A 14,351-nucleotide genomic window follows, 5' to 3' on the forward strand; every position below is an offset into this window, starting at 1 on the left:
CTTTGCCGCCCCTCTCACAACAAGAATTACAGGTTAATAAATACACGATCCTAAGCTCGTTTTAGACATATTTTTTTCGTGCGCGACGCGCACGAAAAAAATATGTCTAGCAGAGTGTGAACGATGGAAACTCATGAATAAATACTTTGGGCAGTAGCCTGAATAAGCAATCGTACTGTATTGTCCTATTTTGATAATGCTGTCCTCGCCTTCATGAATCGCAATTTTTGGATTATTGCTCTCATTTCGCTGATCAACTCTCTGAGCCTCACCATTCTGATTCCCGTCATTTACTTGTACGGTAAGCAATTTGGCCTCAATGAGCTACAGACCAGCCTGCTTTTCGCAGCTTACTCCATCGCTCAATTTTTTGCGACTCCTATTATTGGCAGATTATCCGATCGGTTTGGGCGGAAGCCGTTGTTGATGATTTGCCTATTCGGCACTGTAATTGCCAACCTGATTGCCGGATTCGCCTCTGCTGCCTGGATTCTATTTCTAGCGCGATTTTTAGATGGCATCACAGGTGGAAATGCCTCTGTTGCCCAGGCTGTAATTTCTGATGTGACGACCCCGGCAACACGGGCACGAGGATTTGGCATCAATGGCGCAGCCTTTGGGCTGGGGTTTGTGTTGGGGCCTGCCATTAGCTTGTTGGCGCAGCAAATCTCTCTGGGAGCGGCGTTTCTGGTGTCAGGGGCGATCGCAGCCGTCGCCTTCGTAATCACCCTGTTCTTTCTTCCCGAAAGCTTACCAACACGAACTCAAGCCGGTAATCTGTTTGACTTAGGTTTGGCTTCACTCATTCGGGGGTTAACGTTGCCACGAATCGGGATTTTGTTGATTCTCAATTTTCTAATTGGTACAACCTTCACGATCTTTACCTTTGCATTTCAGCCCTATTTCATTCAGGTATTAAACCAGACAAACAAAGAACTAACGTTAATGTTCTTTACATTTGGTGTTTTAGGAGTTTTGATGCAGGCCTGGGGGGTAACAATATTAACCAAGCGTTTTAGCTTAGTTTCAATTCTATTCTTAGGTTTAGCCATTCGTAGTGTTTCCTTTATTTTGATGCCAGTTTGGCCCAACGTTGTCTATTTTGTTGTGGTTAGTGTTGTATTTTCCCTATTTAATTCCCTGGTACAACCGATGATCAACGCGTTGATTTCGTTAAACGCAAAACCAGAGGAACAGGGATTTGCATTGGGTCTAAATTCGTCTTATCTTGGGATTTCTAACGCCTTTGGTCCTGTTATTGCCGGGTTACTAATTCGTCAATCGAATCCAGCGACCTATTCACATCCGTTATATTTAGCAGGGGTCTTGACCTTCATTGTCTTGGTATTGGCGATCGCAACTCGCCAACGCTATCAAATTGAACCCCAGGCTGCGCCTTAAACACGGATGATGAACCCAGTCGTTGCATGAGAGATCTTCACCATCTGTGAAAGAAATGGTATGGCAAACGATCCACGGCCTCTGATTCTAACCCTCAAACTGGATACACCCGCCTTTGAGGTATTCAACACCATGCGGCAGCAGCACTTTCCGTCGGAGCGGAATTTTTTACCGGCCCACGTTACACTATTTCATGCCCTTCCGGGTCAACACCTTGAAGCTGTTTGCTCAACCCTGCGTGAAGTTTGCGCAGAAACAGCACCTTTATCTCTCTCGTTTCCAACGGTACGCTTTCTGGGTAAAGGTGTTGCGATTCAGGTGGAAGCTCCAGACTTGTTGCACGTTCACAAACGCCTCGCCGCTGTGTGGCAAGACTGGTTAACGCGACAAGATCAACAATCCTATCGACCTCACATTACTGTGCAGAATAAAGTTGATGCGGCAGTGGCGCGATCGCTATACAACCAGTTAAACCAGACCTGGCAGCCGTTTACGGGATGTGGTGAAGGGCTTCTGTTATGGTCTTACGAGGGAGGCCCATGGGCTCTAATCGAAGAATTTTTATTTATATAGAGTATTGCCCAGCACAGGCTAAAACCCTTAAAGCCTATATCATGTCGTGTTAAATGCACACAACAAAAAGCAATGTGACGCAAAGCGTCACATTGCTTTTTGTTGTGTGCATTTAACCTTATTTGTTATTACATCAAAATTCAGAGCCTCTGTTTTCGCCTAATGCCCAAAATAGAGGCTCTGAATTTTTATGCAATGTGCAAAATATAAATTTTGTCGTACAAGAACTAGCTACTAGGGGGGAGAATGGCACGAACCTGGTTGAGTAATTGAGTGATGTCTACAGGCTTCCGAATAAATCCATCAGCTCCTACATTAAAGCCGTCAGCGGCTGTAGGCTGGTCGTGTCCGGTTACCAGCACAATAGGAATAAAGGGGAGATTCGGATTTGCACGAATCTGCTGAGTGACCTCATAGCCGTTCATGTCAGGCATCATCACATCCAACAAAACCAGATCGGGAGGCTCAGCGGCGATTTTTTCTAAAGCTGCCGGACCGCTATCAACTACATCTACCTGATATCCCTCTGACTCCAAAAGAGTTTGCAGGAAGAAGGTGTTATCAGGGATATCATCAACAACCAAAATCCGATCCATTTCGATGCTTGGGGGGGGATACGGAGTGTTCATTTTACCGTGAGAGCAAATTTTCAACAGGGAAGGGATGTGCTCATTGTCGTTAATGTAACATCCTTTGCCCTCCTTCTAAAGGGAGGGGCCAGGTCTACTAGAAAAAATAAGCAGTATCCCTTAAGGTGTACATGAATAGCCTTTCATGCTGGGTTTCACACCCCATAATTCTGTAACAGTGCCCCGATCTTGAGCTTCTTCAGAGGTTATGAATGGGTAGGCAAGGTCACTGTAAAGATTGCGCCCTTGCCTTCTCCTGGGCTTTCGGCCTGAATGCTGCCGCCGTGTAGCTCAACCAGTTGGCGGGCGATCGCCAGACCTAAGCCCAGGCCCCCGTGTGACCTGGTATTAGAAGCATCAGCCTGACGGAAGCATTCAAAAATATAAGGTAGTGCCTCCGGCCTGATGCCCAATCCGGTATCGCTAATTTGCAGGCAGATGTTACTACTATTCTGCTTCAAAGCAACTTTGACAGACCCGTCTTGAGGCGTAAATTTGACGGCATTGGCTAATAGGTGTTCAAACACCTCCCGTAATCGGTCAGGATCGCCAGGAATAGGGGCGATCGCGTCAGGAATTTGGCTTTCCAGATGAATAGACTTACTTGCTGCTACTGGCTGTATGGTTTCTAGCACTTGAGTTAGCACCACTGGCAAACTCACCGGACTACAATTTAGAGCGATTTCTCCCCGTAGCAGACGAGAAATATCAAGCAAATTATCGATGAGCTGGGTTTGCAGGCGAGCATTGCGCTCAATTGTTTCTAAAGCGCGTTCTGTGACCGTGGCATCAAACTTACGACTTCGTAGCGCTTGCGACCAGCCCAGAATGGAATTAAGAGGAGTCCGTAATTCGTGAGAAACCAGACCTAAAAACTCTTCCTTCAGGCGGTTAGCCTGCTCCAACTTTTGAGTTTGCACCTGGAGGGTATTAACAGCGATTTGCAACTCTTGTCGTCGCTGGCTAACCTCTTCGACCAGGGCTTCCAAATCATGGCTCTGGCTTGCTAATTCGCGTTGCAGCCGATCGCGCACTCGATTAATAGCAATTAAATTGCCAATGCGAACTCGCAACTCTTCTACGGAAAAGGGTTTCATTAAGTAATCCTGTGCCCCCCAGCGCAGTAACTCAATCCGCAAATCCACATCCGATTTTGCCGTCAACATAACAACGGGAATGGTGTCCAGCTCTGGGTACGTGCGAAGCTGGTGGATAAATTGATCGCCGCTCAGGTAGGGCATCATGACATCACTCAGAATCAGGTCAGGCTGAAGGGCGATCGCCTGCTCCAACCCGTCCTTTCCATTGGAGGCAGTAGCGGTGCGGTAATCAGAAGCTAGAGTTGAGGTGATGAACTGATTCATTTCGGGATTGTCTTCGACCACCAGTACCAGAGGTTTACCTTCAGGTTGTACGGGGCCAGATTGACCAGCGGGATTAATCGTGCGAAGCTCTTCAACAATGAGATTGGCAATATCATCAGAGCTAGAAACAACGTAAGGAGATGTTGTTTCTTCTCCGGAAAGAGCATGAATGGGAAGTTCTACAGTGAACTGTGCGCCGCCATCGGGTGCATCCCCAACCGTAATCGTGCCACCCTGCAACGTGACAAACTCACGGGTAATGGCGAGACCGAGGCCGGTGCCACCGAACCGCCGTGTTGTGCCGCCTTCCCCCTGGCTAAACCGCTCAAAAATAGTTTCTCTCAACTCCACGGGAACCCCACAACCGCTATCCTGAACTGACAGGACTGCCCGTGGAAGTGGCTCGGAGTTGTCAGCCTCCACAGACTGCACCCGTAAGCGACAACGAATAGTGCCACCCTGGGGGGTAAATTTGAAGGCATTGGAAAGCAGATTCAAACATATCCGCTGGGTTTTGGCCGCATCAAGCTGCAATGGAAGCGACTCGGGAACATCAACAATAAAGGTAATTTGCTTCTCCTGAGCTATCCCATCAAAGTTGGCAGCCGTCAGGCGTACCAGATGAGCCAAGTCAACGGGAACATAAGTTACCGCCATTTTGTTGGCTTCTAGTTTAGACACATCCAGCAAATCGTTGACTTGCTTGAGAAGAAGGCGCGCATTACGCTCCACAATATCTAACGACTGGCGTTGCTCCGAGGGTAGGTCGGAACGGCTGAGTAAGGTTTCCAGTGGCCCCAGAATAAGAGCCAGGGGTGTGCGCAATTCATGGCTGACGTTGGTAAAAAACTGAGTTTTTAGAACGTCTAGTTCTTTCAGACGTTCGTTGAAAGCTTCTAGTTTGAGATTAGCGGTTTCTAAATGCGATCGCCGCTCCTCCGATAGCTTAGCGGCCTCGACCAGGGCTAAGGCCTGAGGCACCAGCATCGGCAGGATGACCGCCGTTGTTACAGAGGCGATCGCTGTCACTACTTTCAGTGCCCCTGACAACCAGTAGGTTGGGTGCCACAGCGTCCACACATCCATAAAGTGGGTGCTGGCGCAGGCCACAATAAATGAGCCAAAAGCCAGAAACATCCAGTGGAAGGGGATTTCTCGGCGAGTTTTATATACCAAGTAAGCCAGAGTTGCAGAGATCGCCACATAGGCGATTGCAATCAGCGAATCTGAAATGACGTGCATCCATACCAGACCCGGCCTCCACAAGTAGCAGTGCCCATGAGGGATAAACCCACTTACGGATAGGAGAGATTTCCAGCCTCCGGTAAAGGTGAGGAGAAAGGCGATCGCTCCCAGGGCTATCGCAACGGCATAACTAACATTGTTTTGACGGGTACTAATCATGAAATATTTGAGTCTGGAGGCGGGCTTTGTTCTGACTCATTCCCTATTCTGGCATTTTGCCCAAATAAACATATCTACCCTCACATCTTATTCAAGACTACAACTCCTCTGATCCAGCATCGCAACTCAAAACACCAATTTTGCCATCGTAAAGCAGCAGAATAGGTACAGCTCAGTCTTGAGCGTGGAACTACCTACCCACTAAAAGAAAAAATCACCCATGTTTTGAAAAGGGAGTAAGAAGTACCCTCCCTTCAAACATAAACAAGGGTATAGGAATTAATCCCTTCAAACTCTTTTCACATATTCCGGGCTTATACAAGCCTGCCATGTCTGGAGTATTTTTGTTATGGATGGTGTGTGAGACACATCCCCCATAACAAAAATACTTAAGTCCTAATTTCTATATACCTGTCTGAAGGAAATTGATTTCTCTTGCACTTGTAGCAGGACAAACCAATTATTTTAGCCTGAGTTCGGGTTAAGGGTATTTTCGAGTGCCGCGCAAAGCGCACACCAAAATGGGCACTTCAACTTATCCCGAACTGAGGTTATTTTAAGAGATTTTGCAAGAACTATAGCGGGTGCATCCCACTTTTGTAAGTGAGGCGGGCTAAGCCCGCCTCACTTACAAAAGTGGGTTTCCAAATCTGCAAAAGTGGGATGCACCCACTATAGCGAGGTAGGAGAGATGGATGCAGAACTTTTTCCTGTATCCATCTCTCCTACCTCACCAGATTGGAGAGGAATATGTTCGAATGATTAGGATGGCTTTAGAAAAGCTTCGATACGGCTCAATAGCTGATCAAAGTCAATGGGTTTACGAATAAAATCATTAGCTCCCAATGATAACCCTTGCCTTGCATCTGTTTCAGAATAGGCTGTCACTAGCAGAATAGGAATAGATGATAATGCCTGGTTCTGTCGAATTTGTTGGGTCACTTCATACCCACTCATGTCCGGCATCATAACATCCATGAGGATTAGAGCAGGTGGCGAATTTTCAACTTTTTCTAGAGCCGAATGACCGCTGTCAGCCACTTCAATGTTATATCCCTCTGCCTGCAAAAGGGTTTGCAGCAAAAACAAATTGTCAGCTGAGTCGTCTACGATCAAAATGTAGGGACTTGGAATGGAACACACAAAATACAGATTTTAGAAAGAGGATTGTTATACAAATATTATTATATAGCATGAGTTCAGGAGGTTTATGAAGGATCGATCTTGTCTTTATCATGAAGACAAAATCAATCCTTCATAAACCCTCCGGACTCTCTATCAAACGCTTGTTCTATAAGTACAAATATAGCCGCGCGATGATGGAAGTTTCGAAACGAGTTATCGTGATCTTCTCCAAATCACATCTAGCTTCAGACAGAAATATTTACTTTCACGTCTTTTACTAGCCCCAGAATCTATTTATAAAATAAGTGGATGTCATTAAACATAAAATCCTAAAAATCTTTGTCGCTCAATTTGCAGGTGAGACAGATTTTCGGAATTTTATATGGAATTGAGCTGGGTAACTCACCATCACAACCAAATGGCAAAAAGAATCGTAAATCTAGTTTTACTCTCAAGAAACTTATAGATTTTTATATAAGGAAATTAAGGGCGATCGCCCCGAACTCTCCAAGAGGCTCCTAAAACCATACCTAATTTCCCATAATTTCCCTCACCAAGCCAAATAGTAGAACGGCTTTGTTTAGTGAAGAGCTTACAGCTTATATCTGCACAAACCCAAAACTTGAAACTCCTATCTTTTTGTTGTCTTACAAAAAGAACAGGCGTTGCCGCATAGGTACATACAGCGCTTTTTAAGCGCTTAAAATCTGGTTGTTTTTGTGAGAGCCGCGCGGAGCGCGGCTCTCACAAAAACAAGAGTGGCTGATTCAAGCGCAAACCGCTATAAACCTGGAATAGGAAACTATAGTTTTCCATTTCATATTCATATATCTACTCAGCAACAGAAGAAAATACATTAGTTCGGACAGTTTTTCTGAAACCCTTGATTTTGCGTGCGCGAAGCGCACGCAAAATCAAGGGTTTCAGAAAAACTGTCCAGAGTATTGAAAATAGAAGTTACACATTTTGCTGCAGAGCACGAGTTTAGCAAGATGAAAGATAGAGCTGTAGCTGTTTCTGCTCAATCCCTAGGAGATGGATCCTGGCTTGCCTAGATCTTTCATATGACAGACGTTATCGCTAACAAGCTGACGTTATTCTCCGGACATCAAGACAGGAGTAATATTCATGCAACTGAAGCCAATTCAGGATCAGGTTGCCGTCGTCGTTGGTGCAACCAGTGGCATTGGTCGAGCAACCGCCCTTCAGTTTGCCGAACAAGGAGCGAAGGTTGTTGTTTCAGGACGGTCTGAAACAAAGCTAGCATCCCTAATGGATGAAATGCGCAGCCTTCCCGGTGAGGCAACTCCAATCGTGGCTGAGGTCGCTGATTTCAATCAGGTTAAGGCGATCGCGGATAAAGCCATTGATGTTTATGGGCGGATAGACACCTGGGTACATACCCCGGCAACGGCAGTGTTCGCTCCCTTTGAGCAAACAACCCCCGACGAATTTAAGCGTATTGTTGAAGTGAGTTTGCTGGGACAAGCCTACGGAGCTATGGCAGCTCTTCCTCACCTGAAGCAAGGGGGCGGAGCTTTAATTCATATTTCTTCCGTGGAAGGGACACGAGCGTTGCCCTTGCAGAGCGCCTATGGAGCCTCCAAGCATGGCATTGAAGGCTTCCTGGAGGCGCTGCGGGTTGAGTTGAAACACGAAAAGGCTCCCGTTAGCGTCACCAGCATTCGTCCAGCCGTTATCAATACGCCCTTCTGGAACAATGGTTTGACTCGCTTAGGGGTGCAGCCCGCTGGCCCACCACCTTACTATGACCCTCGCTTAGTGGCTGATGCGGTGCTATATACGGCAACCCATCCCACTCGCGATTTCATCGTGGGGGATGCAGGCCGCGCAGTGGATTTGATCCAGCGGATTTCTCCGGCTTTAATGGACACTATCCTACTTCAGATTGGTTTTCCCATGCAGGACTCGCGCAGGCCCAAGTCTGAGGATGACCCCAACAATTTATACGAGTCTGTGTCAGATCCAAAGCACAACCGCATTGATGGTGATTACAGCCACCTTGTGGCTCCCAGTGTTTTAGATTGGGTCGATAAGAACCCAATGCTGAAGTGGGGAGCACTGGTCAGTCTGGCCGCCATCTTTGCCCTAACCCAAGGAATTCGGGAAGGTTCTTAATCATGCCGTTCCTGGACTGACAAATGTAAGATGCTCACTCTCAACTCCTGTTCCAACATGGAATAGGAGTTTGAGAGTTCTTACCAATTCTAGGGTCTGCTTTAAATGTTGTTTTTGATTGCACAAAGCATACAAAAAATACCCTTCCAGCCAGCTTTAAAGCTCACTCTAGAATAATACTTTTTCCTGAATGAGAAGGGGTTGGGCGGTAAGGAAATACGTTCTGTAAGTGATGAGCCTGTCTCCACAGCGAACCTTTATAAAACCTCATTGAGAGAAGTCGTCATGAATGATTTGGCATTCTGGAAATCTGTTTTCCTAGCAAAGTCTGTCATTACCGCTGCTGAAGGTGCAGCCCTGTTTATTGGAGATGCCTGGTTGCGTTACATTCTCCATGCACCACCGCTGGTCAATACAGAATACTCTCAATTGTTTTATGGAGTTGTATTTTTCATTGGAATTGCCTACAGTTGGGTAAGCAGTGATGTGGTAAGGAATCTCGGCATTATCAAATTTGGTGTTTGTGTGCAAACCTTTGTATTTGTCGTTTTGGCTTATCACACGTTTGCCGGGAACATCCACCCGTTGTACTTTACACCTGGCATTATCGACCTGATCTTTGCCATTCTCTACAGTGTATTTCTAGTGCAGTATTCTCAAAATTCTCCTGAGCCTGTTCTGGGAAGCGATCTTGCTTAAAAAGATATGGTTGCGAGGCATCAAACCAATGGTTTCACGCCTCGCAACCATATTAGAGCCTGTTTAAAGATCATTTTTTCACGCGCGAAGCACATGAAAAAATGATCTTTAAACAGGCCCAAAACCAAGAATGTATAGAAAGCGCATGGAGGAAATTTTCATAATATAGGAACTTAAGAACTATGAACTGTGATTATGAGCTTCTGGTGATTGGAGCCGGCTCTGGTGGATTAGCGGCAGCGCAACGGGCGGCATCTTACGGGGTAAAGGTAGCGATCGCAGAACGCTTCAAGCCCGGAGGAGCCTGTGTCAACTATGGCTGCATCCCCGAGAAGCTGCTGGATCATGCGGCGAGCTTTCGACGGCTCAATCACGTGGCCATCCATTACGGATGGGGAGAAGACCAGCGGCAGTTCCACTGGCCAGAGTTCGTGGAAGCGGAAGAACAGCACATTGACTTCTTGAATGCCTTACACCAGAAGCATTTAGAAGATGCTGGAGTAACCTTGCTGCGGGGTCAGGCCTACTTCGCAGATGAGCATACAGTAATAATTAATGATCAGCCCGTTACCGCTGACAAAATTCTCATTGCTGTGGGCGCAAAGCCCTGTAAGCCCGCAATTCCCGGTATTGAGCATACTATCACCTGGCATGAACTCTATTACTTGAAAGAGCAACCAAAAAGCGTTGCCGTGATGGGAGGTGATCCCATCGGTGTGAAGATTTGCGGCAGTCTCAATGCCCTTGGCTCTCAGGTAACGCAAATTATTCTAGAAGATCGCATTCTTCCGCTTCTAGACGAAGAATTGATTTATGTCATTCAAGACCGTATGCAGCAACATGGTGTCCAATTATTAACGCAGCGGGTGGTCGAGAAAATTGAACCCATTAGCGAAGGTTTCGCGCTTAGTCTGGTCGGTCATTCTGCACCCCTCATTGCTGCATCCGTTCTTGCAGATACGGGTCGCATGCCAGATACCGATGGGCTACAACTCGAAAATGTAGGGGTAAAGCTAGCTTCCGGCATGGTTCAGGTTGATGAGTTTAGTCGCACCCACTGCCCACACATTTTTGCGATTGGTGATTGCACCGGACGAATGCCCCTGACCCCCAGTGCGATCGTCCAGGGGCGTATCTTTGCTGATAGCGAGTTCGGCAATCACGCTAAACCTGTTCGTCTGGATTTAATTCCAATGTCGTTATCGTCGCATCCAGAAGCCGCGACGGTGGGGTTATCTGAGGCACAGGCCCGCGATCGGTATGGGGAGGCGATCGCCTGCTACCGCAAGCACTTTCGCCCCCTGCTCTACGCCATCACCGGTCTGGAGGAGAGAACTTTTATGAAAGTGGTCGTGAACCGGGAGGATGGCGATCGCATTCTCGGAATCCACATGGTCGGTGAAGGTGCCGTGGAAATTGTGCAAAGCCTCGCCGTTTCCCTCCGCCTCGGTGCTACGAAACAGGACTTAGATGCAACCATCGGCATCCATCCCTCCAGCGCTGAAGAATTGTTCTCGCTCTAGAGTCTGTTTTGTACACGAATGATAAGCCTTTTGCATTGTAGAGTAGGATTGGATTTGGCAATGGGATTATGGCCGTTTCTCCTCAATACATTCTCGCTTTAGATTTAGGCACAACCGGTAACCGGGCGTTTGTATTTAATGCGGCGGGGCAAGTTGTCAGTCAGGCTTACCAGGAGTTAACCCAGTATTACCCTCAACCGGGTTGGCTGGAGCATGACCCTATGGAAATCTGGCAGGCGACCTGTACTGTCATGCAGTCTGCCATTCAACAAGCGGGGATCCAACCGTCTGAGATCGCAGCTATGGGTCTGACGGTGCAGCGCGAAACCTGTTTGCTGTGGGATAAAACTACAGGCCAACCTCTGCATCGTGCCATTGTATGGCAGGATCGCCGTACAGCCTCCCTTTGCCAAAAACTACAAAACGAGGGGTATGGAGCCGAGATTTTTGAGCGAACGGGTTTGGTCATTGATGCGTATTTTTCAGCGACCAAATTGGCATGGCTCTTAGAACACACTGTTCAGGCAGAAAACGTTGCGCTAGATCAGGTTTTAGCCGGCACGATCGATACCTGGATCCTGTGGAATCTCACTGGACGCAACGTGCATGCAACGGATGACAGTAATGCGAGCCGCACGATGTTATACAACCTGACAACCCGCCAATGGGACGAACGGTTGTTATCACTATTCAATATTCCAGCCCACCTCTTACCCACTATTCAACCCAGCCTGGGATACTTTGGTGCCACCGATCCCCAGGTGGCCGGAGCTGAAATTCCAATCATGGCAATTTTGGGTGATCAGCAAGCCTCGTTGTTTGGGCATGGGTGCGATCGCCCCGGCCTGGTCAAATGCACCTACGGTACCGGTAGCTTTCTCGTCGCTCATACAGGGAACCAGATTGTGCGATCGCCTCACCAGTTGATTGCCACCATCGCCTGGAGCCAGTCAAGTGCCGAGGGCGAAACTACGGCTGGCTATGCCCTGGAGGGTAGCATGTTCACCACTGGAGCCTGCATTCAGTGGTTGCGGGATGGACTGGGGCTAATTCGCACAGCGGATGAAACAGATGCATTAGCCCAACAAGTCTCTGATAATGGAGGTGTCTATTTCGTTCCGGCTCTGAGTGGCCTGGGTACGCCCCATTGGGATATGGATGCTCGGGGGGCGTTTTTAGGGATCACCGGAGGTGTGCAGCGGCCTCACATGGTGCGAGCGGTGCTGGAGGCGGTCGCCTACCAGGTGAAGGAGGTCGTTGAGGCCATCAACAGTTCTGGGGCAGCTCCTATTGAGCGCTTAAAGGTGGATGGAGGAGCCTGCCAGAATAATTTCTTGATGCAGCTTCAGGCGGATGTGTTGGGCATTCCGGTAGAGCGACCCAGGATGCAAGATACTACGGTGCAGGGCGTAGCCTTTGCCGCAGGAATAGCCAGCGGTTTCTGGCCATCGAGGGATGGGTTGCAGGGCAAGCAGGTTGTAGACCGGGTATTTGAGCCGGGGGAGGGAGGTGAAGAGGCGATCGCCAACTTTGCCACCTGGCAGAAAGCAGTGGAACGCGCAAAGCACTGGGCCTAGATTGAGCTTCCTCCATGGATTTTCCGGCTTCACCACACAACAATTCACGCCCCACAGTGTGTAGAAGGCGAGACGAAGCCCTGCCTCTACGGCTCTCATTAGCCCTGATCCATAGCAAGTAGAACGGTAAAACGGGTTTGATCAGGGTTACTTTCGACCTGGATATGGCCTTGCATCTGCTCAACAAGCTTTTTCACCAGGGTTAAGCCTAAGCCTGTACCGCCATGCTTCCAGGGGTCGTTATTGGGAATGCGGTAGAACTTGTCAAAAATGCGGGGGAGTTCAGTGGGCATAATCTCAACCCCCGTGTTGGTGACGGAGAGACGCAGCTTGATCGGCTCTGTTCCTTCATTTTGGGCAGAAGCTCTGGCCATGACAGAGATCGTCCCTCCGGCCGGGGTGTACTTACAAGCATTACTGAGCAGTTCAGTCACTACGCGCGTTAGGCTCAATGGATCGAGATTGAGGGTTGGAAGATCTGGGGCGATGGTTACATTCAGGCGTTGCTGCTGATTGTGGGCACGCGCCTCAAAGGGTTCGAGCAGATAGGGGATAAAATCCTGAAGGAAAACTGGGGTGGGCTGATTGTCGTAGGTTCCAGCTTCAATATGCTGAAGGTGTAATAAATCTTCCACCAGGGCGAGCTCACGATCGCACTCCTCCTGCAAAACCGTCAAGTATTGCACAGCCTTTTGCCGATGCTCCATGGAGTGTTCCATCATGTCGACGAAATTCTGTCCCTGATCGGTCAGGTTCATCAGCAATTTCAGAACCATTTTCATGCTGGCAACGGGCGATCGCAACTCATGGGAAATCGTACTCAAAAAGTCATCCTTAAGCTGATTCAATCGCTCCAATTCTCGTACCTGCGATTGGGCGGCCTCGTAGAGTCTGGCCTGACGGAGGGCGATCGCGCATTGATTAGCGGCCTGCTGCACTAAATGGACTTCCATCGCACTGAAGCTGGCGTAAACCTCCCGGAACAACCAGAGATCGCCTAGAATCCCTGATTGGTCTACCTGATGGTCAAAAATAGGGCAGGCCAGAATGGCTGAGTGATGACGAATAGCGGTGGGTTGAATTTGGCAGAACGCGAAGCAGAGCCGCTCTTGTAACTGCTCATATAACTCTGGGAAATCGGCCATGTACAGGGTTTGACCCTGGGTTACTGCTAGCCCAGGCTGAAGCCACTGATACCGAATAGTAGAGGTTGCATGATCAGCACTGTAGAGGGCAGCATCACAGCAATGCACATTGAGCACCTGGGCCAGGGTCTCAACCGCAGTTTGTAGAATCTGGTTTTGATCAAGGGAATCTCGCACCTGATCAGAGATGCGTTGCAAGGCTAGTTTCAGGTTTAGAGCCTGTTGTAATTCTCGGGTACGGGCTTCAACTCGTTGCTCCAGGTCAGCGTTCAGTCGCCGGACTTCTGCTTCAACGCGCTGACGCTCTTCAATCTCCTGGTGCAGTTTTTCGTTCTTCTGAATAACCAGCGCTTGTTGTTCCAAAATTTCTTTTTGCTGTTGCCGGATGAGAAGCTGATTTTTAATGCGAGCGAGCACCTCCATCTCATGGAAGGGTTTGGTAATATAGTCTTGCCCACCCACCTCAAAGGCGTAAACTTTATCACTTACATGATCAAGGGCGCTGATAAATATGATGGGGATATGCTGAGTTGTAGCCGAAGCCCTCAACTGTTGGCAGACCTCATAACCGCTCATCTCCGGCATATTAATATCCAGCAAGATCAGATCAGGTGGATCTCGGAAGATGGCTTGTAGAGCCATTTTGCCGCTCAATGATTTGCGTACGAGGTAATCATGGGATTCGAGTATTTTTGCCAACAGTCGTAAGTTATCTGGCGTATCATCCACCAGTAAAATATTCGCGATGGAGGGATTGGATGATACCATGGCA

10 protein-coding genes are annotated in these 14,351 nt (G+C 48.2%); 6 read left to right on the plus strand and 4 right to left on the minus strand.

What is annotated here, in order from left to right; all coding sequences use genetic code 11:
* Positions 1-180 precede the first annotated feature (180 nt).
* Together H6F91_RS25835 and H6F91_RS25840 are read left to right on the plus strand one after the other, a co-directional pair.
* Entirely contained in the window at positions 181-1,401 is a 1,221-nt protein-coding gene (locus H6F91_RS25835; RefSeq protein ID WP_347280088.1) for an MFS transporter, read from the plus strand.
* A 60-nt stretch (positions 1,402-1,461) separates the two neighbouring features.
* Complete coding sequence (locus H6F91_RS25840; protein ID WP_190772791.1) at positions 1,462-1,974, plus strand: 2'-5' RNA ligase family protein; 513 nt, start codon at positions 1,462-1,464, stop codon at positions 1,972-1,974.
* 227 nt (positions 1,975-2,201) lie between these two features.
* Here H6F91_RS25840 and H6F91_RS25845 read toward each other — a convergent pair whose 3' ends face one another.
* The 3 genes from H6F91_RS25845 to H6F91_RS25855 form a co-directional block, all read right to left on the minus strand.
* Positions 2,202-2,570, minus strand: coding sequence for a response regulator (locus H6F91_RS25845; RefSeq protein ID WP_199308056.1), 369 nt, complete (start codon positions 2,568-2,570; stop codon positions 2,202-2,204).
* A gap of 239 nt (positions 2,571-2,809) precedes the next feature.
* Positions 2,810-5,371: an ATP-binding protein gene (locus H6F91_RS25850; RefSeq protein ID WP_190772793.1), complete on the minus strand. Its 2,562-nt coding sequence runs from the start codon at positions 5,369-5,371 to the stop codon at positions 2,810-2,812.
* 762 nt (positions 5,372-6,133) lie between these two features.
* Positions 6,134-6,514 carry a response regulator gene (locus H6F91_RS25855; RefSeq protein ID WP_190772794.1) on the minus strand — a complete coding sequence of 127 codons (381 nt, stop codon included), beginning with the start codon at positions 6,512-6,514 and terminating at the stop codon, positions 6,134-6,136.
* A gap of 1,110 nt (positions 6,515-7,624) precedes the next feature.
* Here H6F91_RS25855 and H6F91_RS25860 point away from each other — a divergent pair.
* The 4 genes from H6F91_RS25860 (at position 7,625) to glpK (ending at position 12,434) form a co-directional block, all read left to right on the plus strand.
* The gene (locus H6F91_RS25860; RefSeq protein WP_190772795.1) at positions 7,625-8,635 is read left to right on the plus strand and encodes an SDR family oxidoreductase; all 1,011 of its coding nucleotides are present in this window, start codon (positions 7,625-7,627) and stop codon (positions 8,633-8,635) included.
* Positions 8,636-8,920: 285 nt separating this feature from the next.
* Complete coding sequence (locus H6F91_RS25865) at positions 8,921-9,334, plus strand: hypothetical protein (RefSeq protein WP_190772796.1); 414 nt, start codon at positions 8,921-8,923, stop codon at positions 9,332-9,334.
* Between the two features lie 182 nt (positions 9,335-9,516).
* Positions 9,517-10,857, plus strand: coding sequence for an FAD-dependent oxidoreductase (locus H6F91_RS25870; RefSeq protein WP_190772797.1), 1,341 nt, complete (start codon positions 9,517-9,519; stop codon positions 10,855-10,857).
* Positions 10,858-10,925: 68 nt separating this feature from the next.
* Positions 10,926-12,434 carry a glycerol kinase GlpK gene (gene glpK, locus H6F91_RS25875; RefSeq protein ID WP_190772798.1) on the plus strand — a complete coding sequence of 503 codons (1,509 nt, stop codon included), beginning with the start codon at positions 10,926-10,928 and terminating at the stop codon, positions 12,432-12,434.
* 98 nt (positions 12,435-12,532) lie between these two features.
* On the opposite strand, the gene H6F91_RS25880 is transcribed toward glpK, so the two are convergent.
* A complete protein-coding gene (locus H6F91_RS25880; protein WP_190772799.1) occupies positions 12,533-14,347 on the minus strand; it encodes a response regulator in 1,815 nt (604 codons plus the stop codon).
* Between the last annotated feature and the right edge of the window lie 4 nt (positions 14,348-14,351).

It is taken from the genome of Leptolyngbya sp. FACHB-8, assembly GCF_014695575.1.
GTDB lineage: Bacteria > Cyanobacteriota > Cyanobacteriia > Elainellales > Elainellaceae > Vacuolonema.